This is a genomic window from Rhodococcus sp. NPDC057135 (genome assembly GCF_042670865.1).
Taxonomy (GTDB): domain Bacteria; phylum Actinomycetota; class Actinomycetes; order Mycobacteriales; family Mycobacteriaceae; genus Rhodococcus_F.
Genome location: NZ_JBHUUU010000006.1, coordinates 200,948 through 223,906, shown reverse-complemented (window position 1 = coordinate 223,906; position 22,959 = coordinate 200,948). Strand labels below are relative to the sequence as shown.

21 protein-coding genes are annotated in these 22,959 nt (G+C 61.6%); 9 read left to right on the top strand and 12 right to left on the bottom strand.

What is annotated here, in order from left to right; genetic code table 11:
• Window positions 1–51: 51 nt before the first annotated feature.
• Together lepB and ACFT1A_RS14000 are read right to left on the bottom strand one after the other, a co-directional pair.
• Window positions 52–819 (bottom strand): signal peptidase I, encoded by a 768-nt coding sequence (lepB, locus tag ACFT1A_RS14005; protein WP_378447599.1) that lies wholly within the window; start codon window positions 817–819, stop codon window positions 52–54.
• A gap of 57 nt (window positions 820–876) precedes the next feature.
• Entirely contained in the window at window positions 877–1,428 is a 552-nt protein-coding gene (locus ACFT1A_RS14000; protein ID WP_378447471.1) for a transglycosylase family protein, read from the bottom strand.
• 588 nt (window positions 1,429–2,016) lie between these two features.
• Between ACFT1A_RS14000 and ACFT1A_RS13995 the strand changes: the two genes are divergently transcribed.
• A complete protein-coding gene (locus ACFT1A_RS13995) occupies window positions 2,017–3,504 on the top strand; it encodes an anion permease (protein WP_378447470.1) in 1,488 nt (495 codons plus the stop codon).
• Window positions 3,505–3,507: 3 nt separating this feature from the next.
• Here ACFT1A_RS13995 and ACFT1A_RS13990 read toward each other — a convergent pair whose 3' ends face one another.
• From ACFT1A_RS13990 to ACFT1A_RS13980, 3 genes are read right to left on the bottom strand one after another with little or no spacing between them, the layout of a single operon-like run.
• Window positions 3,508–4,257 carry a succinate dehydrogenase/fumarate reductase iron-sulfur subunit gene (locus tag ACFT1A_RS13990; RefSeq protein ID WP_378447469.1) on the bottom strand — a complete coding sequence of 250 codons (750 nt, stop codon included), beginning with the start codon at window positions 4,255–4,257 and terminating at the stop codon, window positions 3,508–3,510.
• Window positions 4,254–6,206, bottom strand: coding sequence for a fumarate reductase/succinate dehydrogenase flavoprotein subunit (locus ACFT1A_RS13985; RefSeq protein WP_378447468.1), 1,953 nt, complete (start codon window positions 6,204–6,206; stop codon window positions 4,254–4,256). Before ACFT1A_RS13985 ends, ACFT1A_RS13990 begins: the two co-directional genes overlap by 4 nt.
• A complete protein-coding gene (locus ACFT1A_RS13980) occupies window positions 6,207–6,956 on the bottom strand; it encodes a succinate dehydrogenase cytochrome b subunit (RefSeq protein WP_378447467.1) in 750 nt (249 codons plus the stop codon). It abuts the gene before it with no gap.
• Window positions 6,957–7,112: 156 nt separating this feature from the next.
• Here ACFT1A_RS13980 and ACFT1A_RS13975 point away from each other — a divergent pair, with 156 nt between their 5' ends.
• Window positions 7,113–8,441 (top strand): lipase family protein, encoded by a 1,329-nt coding sequence (locus ACFT1A_RS13975; RefSeq protein ID WP_378447466.1) that lies wholly within the window; start codon window positions 7,113–7,115, stop codon window positions 8,439–8,441.
• A gap of 2 nt (window positions 8,442–8,443) precedes the next feature.
• On the top strand, window positions 8,444–9,694 hold the full coding sequence (locus tag ACFT1A_RS13970) for a Tat pathway signal protein (RefSeq protein WP_378447465.1): 1,251 nt from the start codon (window positions 8,444–8,446) through the stop codon (window positions 9,692–9,694).
• 50 nt (window positions 9,695–9,744) lie between these two features.
• On the opposite strand, the gene ACFT1A_RS13965 is transcribed toward ACFT1A_RS13970, so the two are convergent.
• Window positions 9,745–11,121, bottom strand: a complete 1,377-nt coding sequence (locus ACFT1A_RS13965) for a spinster family MFS transporter (protein ID WP_378447464.1) — start codon at window positions 11,119–11,121, stop codon at window positions 9,745–9,747.
• A gap of 52 nt (window positions 11,122–11,173) precedes the next feature.
• Window positions 11,174–12,049, bottom strand: coding sequence for an SGNH/GDSL hydrolase family protein (locus tag ACFT1A_RS13960; RefSeq protein ID WP_378447463.1), 876 nt, complete (start codon window positions 12,047–12,049; stop codon window positions 11,174–11,176).
• Window positions 12,050–12,185: 136 nt separating this feature from the next.
• On the opposite strand from ACFT1A_RS13960, the gene ACFT1A_RS13955 reads away from it, so the two are divergent.
• The 3 genes from ACFT1A_RS13955 (at window position 12,186) to ACFT1A_RS13945 (ending at window position 15,679) form a co-directional block, all read left to right on the top strand.
• On the top strand, window positions 12,186–13,469 hold the full coding sequence (locus tag ACFT1A_RS13955; RefSeq protein ID WP_378447462.1) for a PucR family transcriptional regulator: 1,284 nt from the start codon (window positions 12,186–12,188) through the stop codon (window positions 13,467–13,469).
• Between the two features lie 23 nt (window positions 13,470–13,492).
• On the top strand, window positions 13,493–14,893 hold the full coding sequence (locus tag ACFT1A_RS13950) for a serine hydrolase domain-containing protein (protein WP_378447461.1): 1,401 nt from the start codon (window positions 13,493–13,495) through the stop codon (window positions 14,891–14,893).
• 147 nt (window positions 14,894–15,040) lie between these two features.
• The gene (locus ACFT1A_RS13945; protein ID WP_378447460.1) at window positions 15,041–15,679 is read left to right on the top strand and encodes a YdcF family protein; all 639 of its coding nucleotides are present in this window, start codon (window positions 15,041–15,043) and stop codon (window positions 15,677–15,679) included.
• Window positions 15,680–15,681: 2 nt separating this feature from the next.
• Here ACFT1A_RS13945 and ACFT1A_RS13940 read toward each other — a convergent pair whose 3' ends face one another.
• Complete coding sequence (locus ACFT1A_RS13940) at window positions 15,682–16,590, bottom strand: AraC family transcriptional regulator (protein ID WP_378447459.1); 909 nt, start codon at window positions 16,588–16,590, stop codon at window positions 15,682–15,684.
• 175 nt (window positions 16,591–16,765) lie between these two features.
• Here ACFT1A_RS13940 and ACFT1A_RS13935 point away from each other — a divergent pair, with 175 nt between their 5' ends.
• Window positions 16,766–17,458, top strand: coding sequence for an alpha/beta hydrolase (locus ACFT1A_RS13935; RefSeq protein WP_378447458.1), 693 nt, complete (start codon window positions 16,766–16,768; stop codon window positions 17,456–17,458).
• A gap of 53 nt (window positions 17,459–17,511) precedes the next feature.
• Here the strand turns inward: ACFT1A_RS13935 and ACFT1A_RS13930 are convergent, their stop codons facing one another.
• A complete protein-coding gene (locus ACFT1A_RS13930) occupies window positions 17,512–17,943 on the bottom strand; it encodes a MarR family winged helix-turn-helix transcriptional regulator (protein WP_378447457.1) in 432 nt (143 codons plus the stop codon).
• Between the two features lie 209 nt (window positions 17,944–18,152).
• Window positions 18,153–18,821, bottom strand: coding sequence for a DsbA family protein (locus ACFT1A_RS13925; protein WP_378447456.1), 669 nt, complete (start codon window positions 18,819–18,821; stop codon window positions 18,153–18,155).
• 139 nt (window positions 18,822–18,960) lie between these two features.
• Between ACFT1A_RS13925 and ACFT1A_RS13920 the strand changes: the two genes are divergently transcribed.
• Entirely contained in the window at window positions 18,961–19,788 is an 828-nt protein-coding gene (locus tag ACFT1A_RS13920; protein ID WP_378447455.1) for a helix-turn-helix domain-containing protein, read from the top strand.
• Here ACFT1A_RS13920 and ACFT1A_RS13915 read toward each other — a convergent pair.
• Both ACFT1A_RS13915 and ACFT1A_RS13910 read right to left on the bottom strand, forming a co-directional pair.
• Complete coding sequence (locus ACFT1A_RS13915) at window positions 19,775–20,770, bottom strand: ABC transporter substrate-binding protein (protein WP_378447454.1); 996 nt, start codon at window positions 20,768–20,770, stop codon at window positions 19,775–19,777. The genes ACFT1A_RS13920 and ACFT1A_RS13915 overlap by 14 nt on opposite strands.
• A 6-nt stretch (window positions 20,771–20,776) precedes the next feature.
• Complete coding sequence (locus ACFT1A_RS13910) at window positions 20,777–22,171, bottom strand: MFS transporter (protein WP_378447453.1); 1,395 nt, start codon at window positions 22,169–22,171, stop codon at window positions 20,777–20,779.
• Between the two features lie 119 nt (window positions 22,172–22,290).
• Between ACFT1A_RS13910 and ACFT1A_RS13905 the strand changes: the two genes are divergently transcribed.
• Window positions 22,291–22,953 (top strand): TetR/AcrR family transcriptional regulator, encoded by a 663-nt coding sequence (locus tag ACFT1A_RS13905; RefSeq protein ID WP_378447452.1) that lies wholly within the window; start codon window positions 22,291–22,293, stop codon window positions 22,951–22,953.
• The last annotated feature ends 6 nt before the right edge of the window (window positions 22,954–22,959 follow it).

Below are 22,959 nucleotides of genomic sequence, written 5' to 3'. Positions count from 1 at the left end.
CGTGTCGACCGCGTAGTCCGAAGATGCCTTCCAACTGGCTGATTCGGTCGGTCACTGCGGATCGAACGAACTCACAGTCCCCCACCGTGAGAAGGGAAGAACGATCAATTGAACCTTGCCGATCACATTGTCGATAGGCACAGTTCCGTGTTCGTCTTCGAGATGGAATCGTGAATCCTTCGAATGTGCGCGGTTGTCGCCCATCACCCACAGGTTCCCGTCGGGAACGGTGACCGGACCGAAATACATTCCTTGGCAGGGGATGCCGTTGCCGGGAATACGCTCGTCGACGTAGGGCTCCGTCAACGGTTTGCCGTTCACTCTGAGCCCCTCGTCCTCGGACAGACACTGTACGGTTTGGCCTCCAACCGCGACTACCCGCTTCACGAGGTCGTTTTCGTCCGGCGGGACCAATCCGACGATGGACCCGAGTCCCTGAAGCGCGCGAACCACCGAATTGTCGGATCGAATGGATCGATACTCGTCGTTCCAGGATTCGGGTCCCTTGAACACGACCACATCCCCAGGTTGTGGATCCCCGAATCGATAACTGATCCGGTCGACGAGGATCTTGTCTCCGGTGCAGCCAGTGCATCCGTGAAGTGTCGGTTCCATGGACTCCGACGGGATCAGAAAAATACGTCCGACGAAGTTCTGAATGACAACACTCAGCACGAGTGCGACGACAACGAGGATCAGAATCTCACGCCACAGTGGGCGTTTTCTCGGGTGATCGGCCACAGTCGATTCAGGAGATTCAGCCGAGTCTTCGGGGGCGTCGGATTCCGTCACACTCCCGACAATAGATGGAGCAACCAGTCGACGGCCCGATACGAATGTTCTCGATTCGTGGGTCTGCCTCTCGGCCGTTTTGCTTCAGAATTGGATCACATCACCCGCGAAGATCAGGTGGGGATCGGTGATCCAGGCATTCCTGGCCCAAACATCCTGCCAACGAATCCCTTTCGCAGAAGCAAGGTTGAACAACGTATCGCCCGCGGAGACTGTCACCGTGTCGCCCCTTGAACCTGCCGACGAGGGCGCCGAGGTGGTCGAATCAGGGGTGGTTCCGCCCCAGCCGAGGTAGGCGCCGCATACCGGCCACGCGCCGATGCCCTGAGCTGAGAGGGTTGCTTCTGCAGCCGCGACTTGATCAGCTGTCGACGCCAGGTCGGCGCGGGCCGGTGCGCCGTCCGGCTTGTATGCATCCCACGTCGACTGTGTGAACTGGAGCCCTCCGTAGAAGCCGTTGCCGGTGTTGATGTTCCAGTCTCCGGAACTCTCGCACATGGCAACTTGCGACCAATCGTGCGCACTGGCAACGCCCGTAGTAACGATGGTGCAGGCAAGCGCGAGAGCACCTGCTCCTGCGGCTGTCGTGACGGATCGTTTGGTGTGAGAACGATTGTTTCTCCGGTGAATTCCCATGATTCTTTCCTTGATCGGTCTGAAGGGACAGCGATCTCGGCTCGGCGTGGCGCTGCAGTGGTTTGCGGCATATCGCGGCACTCGAAATCGTCAGTGCTGAAATGTGATTGAGGTGAGCCGGGCGCTCGTCGCCAGATCGTGGTTCCGAGGTATGACCAGATTGGCGGCGCCGCACGCTTGCCGACAACGGCTCAATTACCCGGTGGCATACCTGTTTGTGGGCCGATACAAAACGTCGGCGTACTCGGTGCCGAGCGGAAAACAGGTAGACGAATCGGCCATTCGACCCGTGTGCGGACGAGCACCGATCGGCATGCTGGAGCAACACCGAAACAGGATCTCTTCGAGATTCGAGCTTGCGGCACGCCGGCGCCTCCTGTCGATCGATTGGCGCACCCTTTTGAGGGAGATGTGTCGCGCCCCGAGGGGCGCAGTCCGCGCCCGGGGATGAGCCCTCCTGCGGAATCCAGAGAAACGGATATCGCAGGAGGGCATTCTCTCGAACTTCGATTGACCGCACGAAAACCGGACGTTTGGGGGACAATCATCTGGGGCGATCACCTGGGGCGAGAAGTCGAGGAGATGCACATGTCCGAGGCCAAATCCGAGAGCACCGAGTCTCTCGCTGGAACGACAACGACACCGCCGTCGGAGCCGTCGAAACAATCGGTGCTGAGGCGGTACTACCCGGCTGCTGTTCCCGTCATCCTCGGCTTGATCATCTATTTCATGCCTGTTCCGGACGGTGTGGATCCCAAGGGCATGCACATGCTGGGAATCTTCGTCGGCACCATCGTGGCGTTGATCTTGCAGCCCCTGCCGACGGGTTCGGTGGCGCTGGTCGGTCTGTCGATCGCCATGATCACCCAGACCGAGACACCGAGCGAAGCGCTGGCCGGGTTCAGCAACACGACGATCTGGCTGATCGTCGCGTCGTTCTTCATCGCCGAAGGCTTCCTGGTCACCGGACTCGGCAAACGGGTTGCGCTCATGTTCGTGACCAAGCTCGGCAAGTCGAGCCTCGGTTTGTCGTACGGAATGGCGTTGACGGACTTGATACTTGCTCCGGCGACGCCGTCGAACACCGCCCGAGCGGGTGGCGTCGTCTATCCGATCATCGTCTCGCTGAGCAAGTTGGAGGACTCCAATCCCGAGCCCGAGGACTCTCGCAAGAAGCTCGGAGCGTATCTGCTGCTCACGTCGTTGCAAGTCAACGTCGTCACCTCGGCGATGTTCATCACCGCCATGGCGGGTAATCCCGTGGCCGTCGATGCGGCAGCCAAGATCGGCATCGACATCTCCTGGGGCAAATGGGCGCTCGCAGCCTCGGTTCCGGGAATTGCGAGTCTCATCGCGATTCCGTGGGTGATGTCGAAGATCTTCCCGCCCACGATGTTGAAGACACCGAGGGCGCCCGAGCAAGCCAGGGAGGAACTCCGCAAGGCAGGCCCGATCAGTCGCAACGAGAAGATCATGGCCGCCACCTTCGTTCTGCTGCTGGTGCTCTGGTGCCTCGGATCGCAACTCGACATCAACGCCACCACAACAGCCTTCGTCGGGATCGGCATCCTGTTGGTGACCAAGGTGCTGACGTGGAACAACCTCGTCCACGACACCGGGGCATGGCAGACGCTCGTGTTCTTCGCCGTTCTGGTCGGCATGGCGAGTCATCTCGAAGAACTCGGCGTGATCTCGTGGATCGGAACGCAGGTCTCTTCGAGTGTCGACGGATTGCCGTGGATCTGGGCTTTTGCGATCCTGACGCTGGTCTACTTCTACGCGCACTATCTGTTCGCGTCGAATACCGCGCAGATCGTCGCGATGTACGCGGTATTCCTCGGCGCGGCAGTGGCAACCGGTGCACCGCCACTGTTCTCGGCCTTGGTGTTCGGCTTCATCGGCAGCTTGTTCGGCGGAATCTCGCACTACGCTTCCGGCCCAGCCGGAGTGATTTACGGATCCGGATACATCAAGACTTCGGAATGGTTCCGAATCGGGTTCGTGATGAGCGTCGTGATCATCCTGATCTGGACGATCATCGGTGGCGCGTGGATGAAGCTGATCGGCGCGTGGTGACGGTCAGTTGTCCTTGCGCCGCAATCCGAATCGCATGGATTCCTTGTTGACAGCGGCAATCGCGGTCAAAGGTATCTCCGCGGGGCACACGTCGGCACACTCACCGTAGGTCGAGCACGGCCCGAAATCGGCCTCCATCTGGTGCGACATCGCTCGGGCCCGCTTGCCACGTTCGTTGCGTCCCTGCGTGACGAGGGACAGATGGGTCAGTTTGGAACCGGTGAAGAGGTGCGCGGCGCCGTTGGGGCAGGCCGCCACGCAGGCGCCGCAGCCGATGCACGCGGCGAAGTCCAGTGCCGCTTCGGCACTTTGATGCGAGAGCGGCTGACTGTCCGCGTCCGGCGCGGTTCCTGCATTGACCGAAACGTATCCACCGGCTTCGAGCACCCGGTCGAGCGCCGAACGATCGACGACGAGGTCTCGGACCACGGGAAAGGCTGCGGAGCGGAACGGCTCCAGTTTGATTCGGTCACCGTCGGAGAAGCTTCGTAGGTGCTGACGGCACGTGGGAGTGTTCGCAACCGGCCCATGGGGAACGTCGTCGACCGTGATGCCACAAGATCCGCAGATCCCTTCTCGGCAGTCGGAATCGAAGGCGATAGGTTCGTTGCCACTCTCCACGAGTTGGTCGTTGAGTCGGTCGAGGAGCTCCAGCAGCGACATCTCCACTGTCGCGTCGTCCACCTGGTAGGTGTCGAACGTTCCGGACGAATCGGGTCCGGACTGGCGCCATACGTCCACGGTGATTTTCATACGTAGTTCCTCGTCTGCAGTGGAACAGCGGTGAAGGACAACGGCTCGTCGTGTCGAATGTGTCTGCCGTCCTTGGCGGTTTCCCACGCCGAAACGAAGCACCAGTCCTGATCGTTGCGTTGTGCTTCGCCGTCGGGAGTCTGATGTTCGGCCCGAAAATGCGCTCCACAGGACTCGTCACGATCGAGAGCGTCGACGCACATCAGTTCGGCGAGCTCGAGGAAGTCGGCTACCCTGCCGGCCCTTTCCAACTCCTGGTTGAACTGGTTTCCGCTGCCGGCAACTCGTAGGTTCGACCAGAAATCTCCTCGTAGTGCTCGGATTTCGGCGATCGCCTTCGTCAAGCCCTCGGCCGTTCGGGTGACGCCGCAACCCGCGTAGAGGATCTCGCCCAGTTGACGATGGAACCTGTCGGGGCCGTGTGTTCCGCCGACCGAGAGCAGCAGGTCCACCCGACCGCTCACGTCACTGAGCGTCGACGTCACTGCGGGATCGGAAAGTTCGAGAGGTGCTGATCCGAGCAGCGGCGCAAGATAGTTCGGAATCGCGTACGGAAGGGTGAACCATCCGTCGACGCAGGCCGAGAGCAGCGAATTGGCGCCAAGGCGGTTGGCACCGTGATATCCCCACCCGGCCTCGCCGCCGACGAACAGGCCAGGGATGGAGGTCATCTGGTCGTAGTCGTTCCACAGTCCACCCATGGTGAAGTGGGCTCCGGGGGCGATTCGCATCGGCACGGTGTACGGGTCCTCGCTGGTGGCGTCGCGATACATCGAGAACAGATTTCCGTACCGCTCCTCGATGGTCTTGCGGCCGAGCCGTGCCAACGCGTCGCGAAAATCCAGGTACACACTGTTTTTCAGCGGGCCGACGCCGTGACCGGAGTCGATTTGCTCGCGTGCGGCCCGTGAAGAGACGTCGCGGGGAGAGAGGTTCCCGAACGCCGGATACTTGCGCTCGAGGTAGTAGTCGCGTTCATTTTCGGGAATGTCGCCGGGCTCACGATCGTCTCCGGGCTTGGCCGGCACCCAGATCCGACCGTCGTTGCGTAGGGATTCGCTCATCAGAATGGTTTTCGACTGCCACTCGGAGTTGACGGGAAGCGCCGTCGGATGGAATTGGATGAACGAGGGCGAAGCCATCAGGGCACCGCGTCGGTGCGCCCGCCACGCGGCCGTGGCGTTGGAGTTCTTGGCGAGAGTGGACTTGTGGAACACGGTGCCGTAGCCACCGGAGGCCAGTACGACGGCATGGCCTGTGGTGGCACCGATCTCGCCGGTCACGAGATCGCGTGTGACTATCCCTTGTGCTCGGCCGTCCGAAACGATGAGATCGAGCATCTCGGTTCGGGTGTGGAGGTTGACCGTTCCGGCTGCGATCTGACGTTGCAACGCCTGCGACGACGCTATCTGCAACTGCTGGCCCGTCTGCCCGCGCGTGTAGTAGGTGCGCGAAACCTGAACGCCGCCGAAGGATCGGGTGGCCAGAGTGCCGCCGTACTCGCGAGCAAACGGTGCCCCGATGGCATTCATGTGATCGATGACGCGTACGGATTCTTCGGCGAGACGGAAACAGTCGGCCTCGCGGCCCCGGAAGTCGCCGCCCTTCACCGTGTCCTTCACGAAGCGGGCAAGGCTGTCGTTGTCGACCTTTCGAGCGCGAGCGGCGTTGATGCCGCCCTGCGCGGCGACGCTGTGTGCACGGCGTGGCGCATCGTGGAAGGTGAAGGACTCGACGTGATAGCCCAGTTCGCCGAGTGAGGCGGCGCAGGCCGCGCCGGCGAGTCCGGTACCGACGACGATGACCGTGAACTTGCGCCGGTTGAGTGGGCTGACGAGCTTGTAGTCGAGCTTGCGAGTGGGCCAGGCGGTCTGTGGATCGCCGGCCGGGACCTTACCGTCCACCGGCGCCCCGATGGTGCGCAGATCGTCGAGTTCGAAGCTGTTCACTTATGACGCTCCTGTCTTCGAGATGACGCCGGTCATCACTGCGATGGGGATCGACATGTTTCCGACCATCACGACGAGCGCAAAGACTCCGGAGAGTGCAACGGCAATCTGTCGCAGCCGTTGACCGGTCACGCCGAGATCGTTGACCGCACTCCAAAGTCCGTGCGCGAGGTGCATTGCCAGCAGGGCCATCGCGACGATGTAGAACGCCGCCACCAGTGGGCGCTCGAAGCTGGCGATCAGATTGTCGTATGCGTAACTCTGTGTACGCGTGGCCGCTTCGTACTCGCTGCTGCCGATGGGTCGGGTTCCGGTCGTGAGGTCGAGTATGTGGAAGATGACGAAAAGCAGCAGCACTGCTCCGGTGACGGGCATCGTGCGCGCTGTAAAGGACTTGATTCCCAAGCCTTTACGTCGAAATTTTCCTCGCGCTCGGCGTCCGCGGACGGTCAGCAGCCAGGCGCACCAGACGTGTGCGACCAACGACGCGAGCAAGACGATGCGAAGAATCCACAGAAGTCCCTCGTACGGCAGGAAGGGCTCGAACACCGTTCGTAGCCAGTGCGCGTAGTCGTCGAAGTGATCGGCTCCGGTGTAGACCTTCAGGTTCCCGATCATGTGGACGAGCACGAAAGCGGCGAAGATCAGTCCCGTCACGGCCATCAGAATTTTGCACGTGATGTTGGACGGCCGCGGTCGAGCTTGCAGTGAATCGCCGGTAGCTCGCGATACACGGGTCGGTGCACTCACAGACGAACCTCCCACGCCAGACTTGCCGGACAGGTGCCGTCAGCCTAAGCCCGATCGAGGTTTTCGGCCAACGGATAGGTGCCCGACTTGTCTGTTAGTGCAGGTGAATGGGAGTGTAGGGGTGCTCATTACCCGAAAGTAAGGAACTCGTGAACGATGTTTGACTCGACGTGGCGACGGTGGTCATGGCGCGCCGGAACGGCATCGGCCCTGGCAGTCGCCTTGTTTGCGGTGGGGTCGCCGGCTGGTGCGCAGGAGACCGTCGATCTGGCCGACGTGTTCAACCCGTTGGTCGTGAAGGCACTCCAGGGCGCTGATATTTCCACCGAATTGACTCCACTCGGGCTCTCGTCCGACGATCCGTGGTTCGACGAGCCCGAAATCGCGTCGGGTACCGCGCCCGGCACTCTTCTCAAAGCGCGTCCGGTCAGTGTTCAGGTCTACCAGGTCCGCCCGGACGTGGTCTCGGCTCACCAGCTCATGTACACCACCACTGATCACTTCGGTCGGCAGGTGATCAGCACCGGAATTCTGATGATTCCCGAGGACGGAACTGCGCCAGGTGATCGCAAGATCATCGGATACGCCGAGGCGAACGACAGCCTGGGCGCGAACTGCGCGCCCAGTCATCAGTGGACCGGTGGCAACCAGAGCGACCCTGCGATGTTCTCGGCGCTCGGCCCGGTGGCAGAGATGTTCGGTCACGGCTGGGCAGTGATGATGAGCGACGTCGGCAACGACGGCGACACTTCACCTCATCCGTTCTCGATCGGACAGTTCTCGGGCAAGGCAACGCTCGACGGTGTGCGGGCAGCACTTGCGCTTCCTGAAGCCGGCCTCGAATCAGATACACCGGTGGGCATCTACGGGGTCGCAGGAGGCGGTGTCGCGGCGGGGTTTGCCGCGGAACAGGCGCATGACTACGCGCCGGAATTGAACGTCCAGGCCAGCGCCATCCAGGCGATGATGATCGACCCGGCAACGTTCGAGGAGACGGCTGCCGGTGGGATCGGTTCGGGATTCGTCTTCTCGAGCATTCTCGGATTCGACGCGGGCTACCCCGACATCCGGCTCGACGATCACCTCACTCCGATCGGTCACAACGTGGCCGCAGCCTTCCGCACGTCCTGTCAGGCGCTGTATCTCGGACTTCCGTTTGTTCCCTTCGACGTCCTGCTCACGAACCCGGCGCCCCGAACGATCCCGGCACTGGCCGAGGCGTATGCGGACAACACGTTGGGAAAGCAGGCGCCGGCTTCCAAGCTTCTGATCTCCTCCTGTGAGGACGATTTCCTCGTCCCCTTCAGTGAGGCAGAACAGTTGGCACAGACGTATCGAGCCGACGGCGGTGACGTGGACCTGATCCCGTCGCAGTGCGGGCCGCTCGACTACGTGACGAATCTGTACAAGACTGTGACCGATCAGTTGGGCATGCAAGACATCGCCTGGCTGGCAAAGACGTTCGACGAAGCCGAGGGACGATGAGCATGCGGAAGTCTCTGACGCGCAGGGATTTTGCGCGCACGGTTTTCGTCGCCTCGGCAGGTGTCGGCGGAGCGATCGTACTCGGCGGCCGGGCGTCCGCGGGCACCGGTGGCCTCGACAGCTACCTCGACCTGGAGGCAGTGAACGCAAACGCCGAAGCCGCAGGTGGTCTGCATCCGTCACTCCCGTCGGATTCCGCAACTCTGCGGTCTTTGGTGGATACCGCCCGAGCATCGGGAGTGAATCCGCACCGCTATCAGACCCTGCTCAAGCAGTACTGGCTCGCGGTCGGGACCGAGTCGGCAGGTATCGATCTCGCTTCGTGGACACCGTTCGACGGTGTGCATGCGAATCTCGGAAACCTCACCAACACCTTCCAGTTCTACGAGCGACTCCAACTCGAGCATCAAGAACTGCAGTGGGCAGGCATGGGCGGCATGGTGGGGCCCGCCTTCGCCGGTGGGCTCCTCGACTTGGACTACGGGCGGGTTGTGCTGGAAGCCCAGGCGATCAGCGAAGCGATGGCACTGGTGTGGCGAGAGATCGACCGCGTCGGGTCGCCGGTCGCTACGTCGATGGGAGCACCCGAGGACATTGCGGCGCTTCTCCAGGTCGGCCACGAGATTCGTCCCGAGGACGTGATGTGGTTCCAGGGCAAGGTGATTGCGATGAGCAAACACATCTTCTCGGATCTGATTCCCATGCACATGGCGTGGGTTCACGACGGTGTCGACGGCATCGCCGAACTCGATCGCGCGGGACTGCTCGACGAGAACGCCCGCATCGCGTGGAACAACATTGCTTCGGGGACACCGGAGGCGGTCTTCGACGGCAATGTGCGTCTGCTGCGACGCGAGCAGTACCAGTCGGTGGGTGATCAGTGGGACGAGGCGAAGGCGTACCGCGGCAGCGTCGGTCGCTCGTTGACCTACCTGACCACCTTCGCCGCGTCACCGTCCATGCCGGGCGTCGTGCCGCCACGCGAGTCGAACCCGCTCTCGTTCGCGGTGGGCAATGTCGTTGTGAAAACACCGCTTCCGGACTTCAACTGGGCAGACCGTGACGGTCGGTGGACCTACATCAACGATCAGCTGCTCCCGGTCTACAACAACCTGATGAAGAATCAGCCGGAGCTGTGGCGAGCGACGCTGGCGGCGCCAGTCTCCGTTCGGATAACCGAGCAGCGAATGATCGCTCGCTTGCCGGACATGTTGCGGTCCATGCTGTCGACTCTGGCGATCACGGTGAACTGACCTCGATGGCGGGGCTTCGGAAGCCCCGCCACCGTGCGTGAACTTGTCGATCAGGCCTGGCTCAGCTCCGCTTGCATACGCGCGGAGTCCTTGCCGACAGTGCGGGTGGCCAGGTAGATGAATACCGCGGTGAGTGCCAACATGATCGGCACGAGATACATGGCCGAATTCAACCCGTCGCCGGCGTACTGAGCCAACTTCCCGGTACCGGCGTCGGCAAGAGCGCGTTTGGCAAACCAGTCCGAGATCGCACCCACGGCAACCGGTCCCGAGAATCCGCCGAGAAGGTACATGGCAGCGAAGAACAACGCCGTCGCAGTGCCGCGGAGCCTGGGAACCACGACGTCGTGAATGGCAGGGTAGACGCTGATGTAGAAGCCGTAGGCCAACAACCAGCCGGCTGAGAACAAGAGAGTGAACATCACGACGTTGTTGCCGTGCTGCAACAGCGCCAGTGCCGTGAAAGGTGCTGCCAATGCCGAGGTTCCGACACCGATCATCAAACGTGCCCGCGGCGAGCGGGCGCTGGCCTTGTCGGCGTAGCGTGCACCGAGAAGCAATCCGATCAGGCCCGTGATTCCGACGATGATGCCGGTGACCGATGCCGCAGCAGTCAGTTTCAGGTGGTACTGACGCATCAGAAGCGGAACGACAAACGAATTGACCGCGTAGGCAGCGAAGTTGAAGGTCAGTCCGGCAAGGATGAGCCAGCGAAGCGTCGGAATTGCGAGCAGACGACGAATCGGCCGGGTGATCGGGGCCTGCGAAACAGCGGCGGCGCGAGCCTCCGGACTTTCGGAACCACCGCGAACCGGATCGGCCATGCGGTAGAGGACAACTGCCAGAAGGACACCGGGAATCGCGGCGAGGAAGAACGGGGCGCGCCAGCTGTCGAAGGCCTCGGCGATCTTGCCGACCGTGAAGTACGCGAGCATGAGGCCGATCGGCAAGCCGAGCATGAAGACACCGAGGGCACGTGAGCGTCGTTCCGCCGGGTAGATATCACCGATCATCGAGTTGGCGGCGGGTGTGAAGGTCGCTTCGCCCACACCGACACCCAAGCGCGCGAGGATGAACAGCACGTAGCTGCCGGCAGCACCGGTTGCCGCTGTCAGGCCGCTCCACACCAGCAGGCCGATGCCGATGATCTTGGGACGATTCTTCGTGTCGGCCAACCGGCCGAGCGGCAGCCCGGCGATTGCGTAGACGAGGGTGAAGGCAGAGGTGATCAGTCCCAATTGCAAGTCGCTGAGCGAAAACTCGTTCTTGATCGGCTCGGCGACGACCGAGGGGATGGCCCGGTCGAAGAAGTTGAGCATGTTTGCGAGAAACAGTGCGACGAGTGTGCCGCCGAGAAGTTTGTCACGCGTTCCGACAGGCGCGCCGTCGACGGACGGTAGCGGCGGAGCGTCTCGTTGAATTGACATGGTTGTTCAACCCTTTTCGCGAGTACTGAATGAATTGTGCTGGGGGAGAGGCTCAGGACAGAGCGTCGGCGACGGCGTTGCCGATCGCCTGCATTCCGGCTGCAGTGGGATGCAGCGGAACCGCCGGCTGGGTTGGGATGATTCCGGTGTAGTAGGCAGTGGCGGGATCCGTGCAGATGTCATGTCCGGCAGTGGCTTCGGTGATGTCGATGTACTCGATACCGTGACTCGCCGCGGTGGCTGCCATCACAGTGTTGCCGTAGTCGATGACACTCTGGAGATAGTCCGCGTCGCGCGGCCAGAACGGCTGCGTGCCGGGGCATCCACCGTTGGCGATGTACGTCCCGTATCCGATCACGACGATGCGTGCCGAGGGTGCCCGGTCGCGAACTGCCTCGATCATGGAACTCCAACCTGCGGAGGCATTTTCGATCATCTGTCGCTGTTGATCGACGCCACCGGTGGTGAACTTGTCACGGCAGGACGTTCCGGTGGGTTCGGGGAGTGGATTGACGCAGCTCAGAACTGTCGGGAACAACGAGATGTCGTTGGCACCGATGGTGATGGTGACGAGGTCGGTATCAGGACCCAATGCTGTTGCCTGCGGTGATACTTGACCGGAGAACGTCGATTGTGCGGTGTCCGTGACGTTGGCGGATCGCGCCGACGAGCAGGTCATATCCGTGAGTTGAGCGCCGAGTTCTCGCGCCACCACGGACGGGTAGTTGTCGAGTGATCGTAGACAGCCCGGTGACGACGAGTCCTGCGCGGTGACCAGTGGGCCGGCCGCCGCGGAATCGCCGAGTGCGACGTACTGGATAGTGCTGACAGGTGTCTCGGCGCTTGATACACCGGTCCCGAGAGCCGCGATCGAACCGGCAGTCACGACGCCTGCCAGAATGGCTGCGCTGCGCGTCTTCCACGTCACTCGGGGCTCCTATTGGTTGAAGGTGAGACTTCCAGTCATGCCACTGATTGTGAATTCGTGAGTGGCGTGGGTTACATATTGATAGGAAAAAGGCAGGTCGGCCTTGTGGTGGCAATTCAATTCTGTGGAGGGTTTTGTGTCTGGAAACAAAGATCTGCCGTTCGAGCCGATCGTGGTTGGTGGCAGATCTCTGGCCGACCGGTTGGCGCAACGCACCCATCCGCTGGTCATTGCGACGGTCGATCTGGTCCACCGCGACGTCACCTTCTACCGATTGCTCCCTGACGAGGCATTGCGCAACGACGTCACCACCATCGTGAGGCGCAATCTGGAACTGTTCATCTCGATGCTGCGGACGGGTGCCGATCTGGCGCCCGAGTTGCTCGCCGACATCAGCGAATCGGCTCGCCAACGGGCTCAGGAATTGGTTCCGCTCGGTGAGGTGCTGCGTGCATATCACCTGGCAGCTGGGCTGTGGTGGGAGACCATCAGCGAATGGGCGGTCCCGGAAGACGGTGTTGCACTTGCCCGCACCGGACGACTCTTGAATGCATACACCGCGGCCTCCGCGTCGGCTGTTCTTGCCGGCTACGGTTCCGACCATGCCACCCAGACGGACGAGGATTCTGCGCGAAGATCATTGTTCGTAGCACTTTCGACGGGTGTCGATGTTGATCGGGTCTCCGACGATGTGGGCATCAGGTTGGCGCGCCTGTACTGGGTGGTGGCACTGCACGTCGAGCGCAACGACGACGAGTCCTCGACCGAGGTGGACACTGCCGTCGCCGAGCGGAGAAAGGTGCGCCACCTGCAACGAGAGTTGGATCAGGTGGGGCGGGACAAAGCCCTCGGGGTGCTCGGCAGCAGCGGCGGAGCCGTCCTGATTCCCATTGTGGAATCGGAACCCGCAGAGGGAAACTGGACATCGAGTCCGCAGTATCTCACTCTGTGTCGCCGACTGGGTGATCTCGAGAAGGTTATCGGTGCATCGACGGTTGCCGCCGTCGACGTCGCGGCACCGGCGGCAGTTCCCGCGGCGGTGACGCAGGTGCGCGAGGTGCTGAACGTTGCCCGAAAGTACGGACGTACCAGTGGGGTCGTCCGTCTCGAGGATCTTGCAGTCGAGTATCAACTGACTCGGCCAAGCGCTGCGCTGCCGATCCTCGCAGATGTGTTGTCGCCGTTGGAGTCCGATACTGCTGTGCTCGAGACACTCGAGTCTTTCATCGACTCCGGATTCGATCGAGCCGCCACCGCCCGGCAGTTGCACGTACATCCGAACACGGTGGTGTACCGCCTGCGTAAAGCGAGTTCCCTGACGGGACTTGACCTGTCGTCGCCGAAAGATCTTGTGCAGGTCACCATGGCGCTGGGAGCGCGTCGCGCAATCGGGATGGAGGCGGATGCTTCCCAAACGTGATGCGTCTGTGGTTCTCTGTGAACGTGTCTGATTCTCGCGGTTTTCGCCGCGCTCTTTTGATTCCCCTGTTCGGTGCATTGATTGCCGGTTCAGTCGCGGCACCTGTCGGAGCTTCCCCGCCCTCTTGTGAGAACCCCGGTACGGCTGGTGAATTCACACAGCTTCCCGCGGCGGAACTGGGTTTCGATGCTGCGGCGCTGCAGCAAGCAGTCGACTTCGGCACAGCCAAAGCGTCGACTTCCATACGCGTGTTGCGGCATGGGTGTCTCGCGGCGTCCAACGTCGACGGCGTCGCAGATGCGATTCCGTTCCCGTTGGCTTCGTCGTCGAAAGGCGTAGTTGCTCTCGCCGTCGGCAGGGCGAACACACTCGGATTGTTGGGACTCGACGATCGAGTCGGTCAGTACATCGGGGGACTTGACCAGGAACACGCTGACATCACGGTGCGGCAGTTGCTGACTCAATCGTCCGGGCTCGACTTCTCGTGGGGTGCTGACATTGCGGGCTACTACACGGACGCGGTGCAACAGACGCTGCACCTTCCGTTCGTGGCCGAACCAGGAACCAAGTTCGCGTACGGACAGACCACTGTCACGGTGCTGACTCGGATCGTCCAGAATGCGGCGGGACGGGACTTTCAGGATTTCGTGCAACAAGAGTTGTTCGGCCCCTTGGGTGTTCCGCGTGACCACTGGGTGTGGGTGCGTGATCGTTCCGGTGACACCATCGGAGCCGGTGGGTTGGCGATCCGGCCGGGAGACATGGCCAGACTGGGGCAGCTGATGGTGCAACGAGGCGCGTGGCGCGATCAGACGTTGATCGACTCCGCCTACATCGACGAGTTGTCTGCGCCCTCTCCGTCCAATGGTGGGTACGGCTTCTTGACCTGGGTGAACGCGGGCGAGAACTTCTATTCCGTGAATGCGCCGGTGAGCAAGTACGTTTCGCATCCGGTGTGGCAGAACGCGCCTCGGGATCTCTACGGTTTCGTCGGAATGCTCGGGCAGTTGATCGTCGTGGTATCCAGCCGTGATCTGGTCATCGTGCGGGACGGATTGTCGAGTTACTTTGACCCTGCAGACCCATCGGCGGGATTGACCGGTGAATCGAATCCCGATCTTCAGGAGTTCTTGCGTCTTGTCGTAGCTTCCATCATTGACGTTCCGCCGCCGCCGTACGTCGGGCCTCCCGCACACGGTTCGGGCGGTCCGCTGATCGACGATCCGTCACAGCTTGTCGGCTTCGCGAATCCCGAACTGATCTTCGACACCATGGTCGGGACGGGGCGAGCAGGATCACCTGGATGCAACATTGTGATCTGCAACAACGAATTGTTGCCGTTCAGTGTTGCCGACCTGCTCGGGGATGCTGCAGCTCAGATCGGAAATGCGGCGGGCGCGTCGATTCGAGACGCTGGAAGATGACGGTTTCGAAGCCAAATCGTTGTGAAACCTTCATGTTTAGTCTGTGTGACGGTAAGTCAATAGTAAAAGTCGCTTAAATCACACAATTAGGACAAAACGTTCGTTACCGTGTGCTGGACAACCGACAATTTTTGGGGGTTCGGCTTCATGGCAAATGTTCGTAGGTCTCTGACGAAGGGATTGATTGCTGCTTCGGTAATCGCCGCAGCCGGTGTGGGATTGTCGCCGGCGACAGCGAGCGCCGACATTACTCCGACGACGGTCGTCAACGGCATCCTGTCGACGGTGGGTGGGTGCCAGACGCCGGTGCGATCCCTCATCCTTACGTGCACGAGTGCTGAGACGCTGACGCGTCAGTCGCCCGTGTTGCTGGACCTCAATCCTGTGGGCACCAACATCGTCGTTCTCGGTGCAGGACTCTTCGACGACGGCACGATGCGTCCGATGCTGGTCGACCGACTTCAGGCGGCACTGCAGCTAGCTCGTCAGTACCCGCAGTCTCCGATCATCACGAGCGGTGGGGCTCCGAAGGCCGGGGTAACGGAAGCCAGGGCGATGCGGGAGTGGCTCGTTGCCAACGGCGTTCACCCGGGCCGGATCACCGAAGAAGGCACGTCGTGGTCCACGGTGGAGAACGCGCTCAACTCTGCGCGGATTCTCGCCGATCGAGGCGCGACCGGCGTGGTTGTGGTCTCGAGCGCCAATCACGTGGAGCGCGCGATGGTGGACTTCCGGGTTGCAGTTCTGGGCCGGATCCCGGTCGCAGGTGTGATCGCGGCGACCTGAGGTCAGCGATTGTGGGAGTTGGATTTCCGCCAGTTCAACGGTGACGCGTCGAATCGTCGACGGAAGGCGCGGCTGAAGGCGGCATCGGATTCGTAGCCGACAGTTATTGCAATGGTTCCGACCGGCTCGGTGGTTTGCACGAGTAGTTCGGCGGCGCGGTCGAGTCGGCGCTCGGTGATGTAAGCACCGGGCGTCTGGCCGACCAGTCGCGAGAAGCGCTCTGCAAAGGACGATCTCGACAGTGTGGACAGCGCGGCCAATTCGTCGATGCTCCAGTTGCGTGACGGGTCGTTGTGGACGGCCTCGAGAGCCTGCCCGATTCGTGGATCCATGGCTGCGGTCAGCCATCCGCCGTTCGATCCGTCTGCTCGTGCCCACGCTCTGAGGATCTGGACGAAGAGAAGGTCGAGAATCCGGGAAACCATCACGGAGGAACCAGGTTTCGGATCGTCCACCTCGGCACCTAACAATCGGCTGCTCACCTCGAGCCACTCGACCGGGGTTCCTGGCGTCGCACGCAATTCGACGAAGTCCGGCAGAACTGAGAGCAGTCGCTGCGCTGCGACGTCGTCGAGTGTGAAAGTCCCGAACAGCCAACGAGTCTCGGTGATCGGATCGATCGGAATCGCATTCTCGATCGTGTGGGCAAGTCCGTGAGGTAGCAGTACGAGTTCCCCTGGGCTGAGTTCGATCGGGGTCTTGCCCTGCGTTCTGATCACGATGTCGCCGCGCTCGGCAATGTGAAGTGCTCGCACCCCGGCGGGTACCTCCACGGTGAAGTTCTCGCCGTGGGCGCAGCGATGTATCTGGTCACCGCGTAGGTGAACGACTTCGAGAACGTGCGAGAGGGTGTCCCGGGTTCGAGTCTCGTCGGTGGTGGGTACGTACCGCTGTGATGATGTCGTTGTCATGGATCGATCACTCCGGTGGTCTCGCGCGTCCGGCGTTTCTGCACAAAAAATTGGCAATCTGGTCATGGTTATTGATCCAGGATCCCCTTAACGTGGGTAACAGGCAAGGCCTTGATTTCGAAGGCTTGCCGATCGTCGGAGTATTCGTCGCACTGCTTATCTGGAGGAGTTGGTCATGGCAGAGAAGGTAAACATCGTTCTGGTGCACGGAGCCTGGGGAGACGGTTCTCATTGGCGTCACGTCATACCCACCCTGCACAACGCCGGGCATCGAGTGGTCGCGGTTCAGAATCCACTTACTTCGCTCGCCGACGACGTGGACCGCACCAAGAAGTTGGCCGAATCGATGGACGGCCCTACCCTGCTGGTCGGACACTCGTACGGCGGCGCGGTGATCACCGGCGCGGGCCATGCGGAAAACGTTGTGGGACTGGTGTATATCGCTGCCTTCGCGCCGGACGAGGGTGACAGCTTGGGAAGTATCTTCGCCCGCACGGATCAGCCGGCGGGAGCAGCGAACATCGCGCCGGATGCCGAGGGCTTCTTGTGGATCGCCCCGGACAAGTTTCAGGAGAGCTTCAGTCAGGATCTCGACGACACCGAAGCATTGGTTATGGCATTGACGCAGAAACCCATTGCAGGTCAGTGCTTCTCGGACCCGTCAGGACCGCCGGCATGGCGCGGGAAGCCCAGTTGGTATCAGGTTTCAGGGCAGGACCGAATGATCCCGCCGGAGACCGAGCGATGGATGGCAGAGCGCATCGGTGCCCGCGAGATCGAGGAACTCGACGCAGGCCATGCATCGTTGGCGTCCCACCCGCACGAGGTCACCCAGTTGATTCTGCGTGCTGCCGCCGAAGTGTCGTGAACAGGTAAGTTCGTCCGACTGTTCGAATTGGCCGTAACCCGCAACTGTTCTCGTCAGTCCTTGGCCTGCCCGAGTCGACGCAAGAGGGTGGTCAAAGTGGTGATGTCATCGGTGTCCCACTGCGCCAAACGAGCACGCCAGCGTTCGAGCTGCTGGGTGCGGTAGGTCGTGAGCTTCGCTCGGGCTTCGGGCGTCAAAGCGACCAACTTTGCGCGGGCGTCGTCGGGATCAGGAATGCGTTCGACCAGACCAAGCCTGGCCGCTGCATCGATCTGCCGGGTCAGTGTCGACTTCTCGATGTTGAGTATCGAGATCAAGTCGGCCATCCGGACGGCGTCGGACCGGCTCAGGATCACGAGAACGGGGTACAGAGCGGGGTCGAGTTTGGGATGAATCGCGCGTGCGTCGTCACGCGAGCGCGCACGTCCCTTCTGCCACATGTCGGTAAGTTCCATCTCCAGGCCGGTGATCGGATCTGAAACCACAGGTTTTCCTCCCCTTCGTGCAATTTGTTCCGATGTTCATCAAACCAGAACGGGGAGGTGTGTGAATTCGGTGAACCGCCGCTGAGTGAAGGTACGGCTGAGCGAAAGGTACGGCTGAGCGAAAGGTACGTTCGGCGCACTGAAGGCGCTGAACGTACCTTTCGCTCGGAAACGGGGTGGTGAGGACGGGGTGGCGAGGACGGGGTGGGTCAAGCCACCGCAAACGCCCGCACACAGGTGTGCAGATCGCGGGTGAGATCGGCCGCGGTACTGGTCGGCGAACCGAATTTCACGACGGACCCGTCGCTTCCGTGGAACAGCAGCGTCGGAAACGAAGTGGCGCCGAGCCTGCGTGCTCGCACGAAATCGGAGCGGGCGGCATCCTTCGAAGCGGCGGTGAACAGGGAAGACACCGCGGCAGAGGGGTCGAGTCCGAGCGATGTCGCAACAGTTCGGTACGTCTCGGGATCGGAGAGGCTGCGACCGTCTCGGTAGAACGCGGTCTGCATGGCCTCCGCGATGTCGAGTGCGCGTGTCGGATCTTGTGCGCGCAGCGCCCCGAGTCCGATCGCGGCATCCGTCGAATCCATGACGAACCGTCCGTCAGCCACCAGTTGTGAATATCCGTCACCGAAGACGGCGCCGGTCTGGGCCGCGATTGTGGCATTGGTCGATTTCAGGAACGGAGCCGAGGACATGGGTGCGACGCGCTCGCCGGTGAACAGTCCGCCGCTGACTACGGACAAGTCGATCGAATCGGCATTTCGACGGACGAACTCCGTCAATGCAGGGCCGAACCCGAAACACCATCCGCAATAGGCGTCGAAGACGTAAGTGAGTTGTGTCTTGCCTGCTGTTGTCGGGCCTGCTGATTTCACTGTCGATTCCTATCCGAGCGCGAACTGATTGATACTGTGACGGTATGTCGCATTCGGGTATTCGGTCACGGTGAAGATGAGTCCCGAACTAGTGAAAAACAGACAAGTCCCCGTCCGGGACGTCGGGTTCGCATCTTCCGTGGCTGACGCGACCGAGATCGAGGTTCTCAGCCTGGACACCATTCGCATCAACGGGGGCAGTGCCGAGTTCGTCGGCCCTCAACGTCCGCAGTTTCACCTTCTCGCGCTGGTGACCGAGGGATCGGCACTACACACCATCGACTTCGTGAACTACGCGGTCAGCCCGGGGACTGTGTTCTGGGTCAGGCCGGGGCAAGTGCAACAGTGGGGTCGAATCCAGGATTTCGAGGCGACGGTTGTTCTCTTCACGCCCTCGTCGCTCGATGCCGTCAGTCAGCAGTTGTTGGACGGTAACGCTCACAGTCGGCAGGCCGCGTGGCAGTTGTCCGGCGAGAACCTCGAGACCATCAGCACGGGTATGAAACACCTGAACCTGAACTACGGCTGCCCGGATACTTCTGCGCCGGTCGTTCGCGCGGCCATTCTGCGGCACACGCTGACAGCAATTCTGTTGAAACTGACCCATCTCGGTGGACAGGAACAGAGTTCCGTGCTGGCGCACAATGACGTTTTCGAAAGGTTTCATGCCGTTGTCGAACGTGACTTCGCCACGGTCCGTTCGGTTTCGGAGTACGCCAACAAGATCGGGTACTCCGAGAAGACTGTATTGCGGGCTACCCGAGCCGCTGCCGGAATGACGGCAAAGCAGTACATCGATCAGCGTGTGGTTCTCGAAGCGAAACGTCTGCTGTCTTTCGGTACGGACACGGTCACCCAGGTGGCGTCGAAGTTGGGGTTCGACGATTCTGCGAACTTCACGAAGTTCTTCGCCACCCGGGTGGGTGTTTCTCCGCTGACCTTCCGTCAGGACGTCAGAGCGCGCTGAATGCCGCCCATCGCGCGTCGGCATTGTCGAGGGTTCCGATGCTGCTCTGCCCCTTGCCATGTGCGATGCCGTCCAGGTCTTGGATGATCCAGTAGATCGCAAACGGATGGCTGCCGAACCAGAGATCGCCGCTGACGTCCAGAGCGTGCGCCGGATCGGGCGCCAGGTTGTCGAACAGTGGAGTGTTTCGCACGATGGATGCGTCGTACTGCTGGCCGGACAGCACGGCGACGGTCTGCGCCGCATGCTCGGGCAGAAGCTCCGGGGAGACGGGTGAAATCGTGCCGGTGTCTTGATTGTTGGTCGCGTTGACTTCCGAGACCGGCCTGGTGAAACCCGCCTCGGTGACCAATGTGGAGATGGGAGTGGTCGGTGGCACGGTGAACAGGTTTCCGCTGTAGCCGAGAAGTATTGCAAGGCTCTGGCCGGCCGCCGCGGTCTTGACGTCTTCGAGACCGGATTCCAGCTTTTCGATCATCGCGGTTGCTTCGCTGTCTCGATCAAGCTGTGCCCCAGCCTGTTCCAGCACATCACGCCACGGTGCCGAGTAGGGGAGCACCAAGGTCGGCGCCACGGCGTTGATCTGAGCGAACAGACTCGGTAGTGGGCCGGCATTACTCATCAAGATCTCGTCGGGTTCGACCGACGCGATCTCCTCGACGGCTGGGTTGGCAAAGAAGGTCGGCTTGTCGAGAACTTCGACGCCCTGCTCGCGCAGAATCGTTTTGGCGACGTCCGATCGCAGGGTGCTGTAGACGACGGTGGGCTTCACGCCGAGTGCGAGTGCACTCAGGCCCGCATACTCGTCGAGCGCGAGAATGCGCTGCGGTGATGCCGGAACTTCGACGGTGCCGAGTTCGTGTGTGACGGAGCGAGTGGCAGAAGCGGTGTCGGACTCGGCGGAGCTGCTGCATGCGCTTGCGCCGGCAACGGTGAGGAGAAGCGCTGAGACGATGCCGAATGCGGTTCGGGTGGTGAACATCTGAGGTCAACGATCCATTCGTGGGAAGAAGAAGGACAGGAGGGTTCCGGCCAGTAGCAGGCCGGAGCAGACGAAGAGGGCTTGGGAGTATCCGGAAACCAGTGCTTCGGTCGGTGCGCTGTCCGAGTGCGCCGTCGAGGAAGCGGCGACGCTCACGAGAACGGCCAGTCCGAGTGAACCGCCGATCTGACGTGACGTGCTGAGCAGTCCGGATGCCATGCCGACTTCCTCGGGCGGAGCGTCGGCGGTGGCGACGTTGCTGAGCGGCATGAACGACAGACCGATGCCGATGCTCGCCAGAAGCGAAGGCACCAGGATGACGGCCCAGAAGGGGCTGTCGACGTTCATGGTCGAGAACATGAAAGTTCCGATCGCTGCGACTGCTGTTCCGACTACGAGCAGCGGCCGAACTCCGTAGCGCGGAAGGAGTTTGGTGGACGCGAGGATGCCGATGACCAGGCCGAAGCAGAAGGGCAGGAAAGCCAGACCGGTGGTGGTCGGCGAATAGCCCAGTCCGCGTTGCAGGAAGAGTGAGACGAAGAAGAACGCGCTGAACTGTGCCGCACACACCAGGCACATGATGGCGTTGGCCAGCCCGATTCGGGGTCGAAGCAGGGTGGACAGTCTAACCAGTGGGGTGGCGCAGCGGCTTTCGACCACAACGAAGGCAGTCAGCAGGGCGATCGTGAGCGCGAATCCGCCCAGCACGTAACCTGAAGTCCAGGAATGTGATTCGGTGGCGATGACGGTGCCGACCAGGGCGGTGATGCCCGTCGTCGCCAAGATGGCGCCGGGGAGATCGAGGGAGCCGCCTCTGGCGGTTTGGCCGGCCGGGAGGCCACGGGCGCCGGCAACTGCGGCGAGCAGGGCCACCGGTGCGCCGGCGAACATCACCCAGCGCCAACTGAGCCCTTCGGTCAAGATGCCGCTCAGTACGACACCGAGTGCGCCGCCGAGCGCTGACGACATTGCTCCGATGCCGAATGCCTTGGCCCTGGCGCGTCCGGTGGGAAAGGCTTGGCTGAGGGCGGCGAGTCCGGCCGGCGCGATCATCGCAGCGCCGACGCCTTGAAGTGCCCGAGCTCCGACAAGCATCTCGGCGGACACGGAGAAGGTGCCGACGATGCTGACGAGGGCGAACAGCAGAAGCCCGGAAACCAGAACCCGACGAGTGCCCATCACGTCGCACAGACGACCGCCGAGAAGCAGCAGTCCGCCGAAGGCGAGGGCGTACGCGTTGACGACCCAGGACAACCCGGCGTCGGAGAAGTTCAGTGATTTCTGGATGTCGGGCAGTGCGACGTTGATGACCGACATGTCGAAGGCCACCAGAAACTGTGCTGCCGCGGCGGCTGTGAGGACCAGTGCGGGGGCGGCTATCGCCCGGGTTGTTGTTGTCATTGCAGGTACCCAATTTGTATACGCGTTCTCATAAGTAGTTAGGTTTACCTTGCAGGAGGCTGAGATGCAAGGGGTTCCCCGGGCGAGAGCGTCGTAGCCGGGGCGCGCACAATCGACGGATGGCCGAAAAGATGGAACCGCGATCACCGCGGCTCGGACGTCCCCCGACGATCACGTCGGAGCAGATAGTCGACGAAGCGAAACGGCAACTTCAGTCCGGTGGCGCCGACGCATTGAGCATGCGAGCGTTGGCGAAGTCGCTCGGCACCACACCGATGGCGCTGTACCGGCACGTGGGCGACAAGGAACAGCTGATCAGTGCGGTTCTCGATGTGTACTCGCAAGACCTCGGTTCACTGGTCCTGCCACAGGATCAGGTCGAGCGCCTTCGCATGATCTTTTCCGCGATCTTCGAAAAGCTGGCGTCGGAGCGCTGGATCATCGAGTTGCTTCAGCGAGGAGGGCGCGGCGGGAGCGGCGCTGTGGTCTTGGTGGACCGGGCCATGGCCGCGTGTGTCGAACTCGGCATGTCGCCGCGTCGCGCACTGTTGGTCTATCGAGCGCTGTGGAACTACACGCTCGGTGCGCTGCTCAACATCTACGACACCACGACGCGGACGGAAGGCAGTGTGTCGCCTCTTGCGGTCAAGATCCGGGAAATCGGGCCCGAGAAACTGCCGGTACTCAGTGAGGTGCTCGAGGACTGGCCGGGAGGGACGACGACTGAGAGCTACCTGGAAGGTCTTGACGTCTTGATCAGCGGATACGTGAATTCCGACTAGTTGGCG

What these genes read in the sequence shown, in the direction of transcription:
- ACFT1A_RS14000 (WP_378447471.1), bottom strand. Translation starts at nt 1,428, where the DNA reads ATGGGAATTCACCGGAGAAACAATCGTTCTCACACCAAACGATCCGTC.
- ACFT1A_RS13945 (WP_378447460.1), top strand. Translation starts at nt 15,041, where the DNA reads ATGGCAAATGTTCGTAGGTCTCTGACGAAGGGATTGATTGCTGCTTCG.
- ACFT1A_RS13975 (WP_378447466.1), top strand. Translation starts at nt 7,113, where the DNA reads ATGTTTGACTCGACGTGGCGACGGTGGTCATGGCGCGCCGGAACGGCA.
- ACFT1A_RS13965 (WP_378447464.1), bottom strand. Translation starts at nt 11,121, where the DNA reads ATGTCAATTCAACGAGACGCTCCGCCGCTACCGTCCGTCGACGGCGCG.
- ACFT1A_RS13995 (WP_378447470.1), top strand. Translation starts at nt 2,017, where the DNA reads ATGTCCGAGGCCAAATCCGAGAGCACCGAGTCTCTCGCTGGAACGACA.
- ACFT1A_RS13990 (WP_378447469.1), bottom strand. Translation starts at nt 4,257, where the DNA reads ATGAAAATCACCGTGGACGTATGGCGCCAGTCCGGACCCGATTCGTCC.
- ACFT1A_RS13935 (WP_378447458.1), top strand. Translation starts at nt 16,766, where the DNA reads ATGGCAGAGAAGGTAAACATCGTTCTGGTGCACGGAGCCTGGGGAGAC.
- ACFT1A_RS13915 (WP_378447454.1), bottom strand. Translation starts at nt 20,770, where the DNA reads ATGTTCACCACCCGAACCGCATTCGGCATCGTCTCAGCGCTTCTCCTC.
- ACFT1A_RS13940 (WP_378447459.1), bottom strand. Translation starts at nt 16,590, where the DNA reads ATGACAACGACATCATCACAGCGGTACGTACCCACCACCGACGAGACT.
- ACFT1A_RS13910 (WP_378447453.1), bottom strand. Translation starts at nt 22,171, where the DNA reads ATGACAACAACAACCCGGGCGATAGCCGCCCCCGCACTGGTCCTCACA.
- ACFT1A_RS13970 (WP_378447465.1), top strand. Translation starts at nt 8,444, where the DNA reads ATGCGGAAGTCTCTGACGCGCAGGGATTTTGCGCGCACGGTTTTCGTC.
- ACFT1A_RS13905 (WP_378447452.1), top strand. Translation starts at nt 22,291, where the DNA reads ATGGCCGAAAAGATGGAACCGCGATCACCGCGGCTCGGACGTCCCCCG.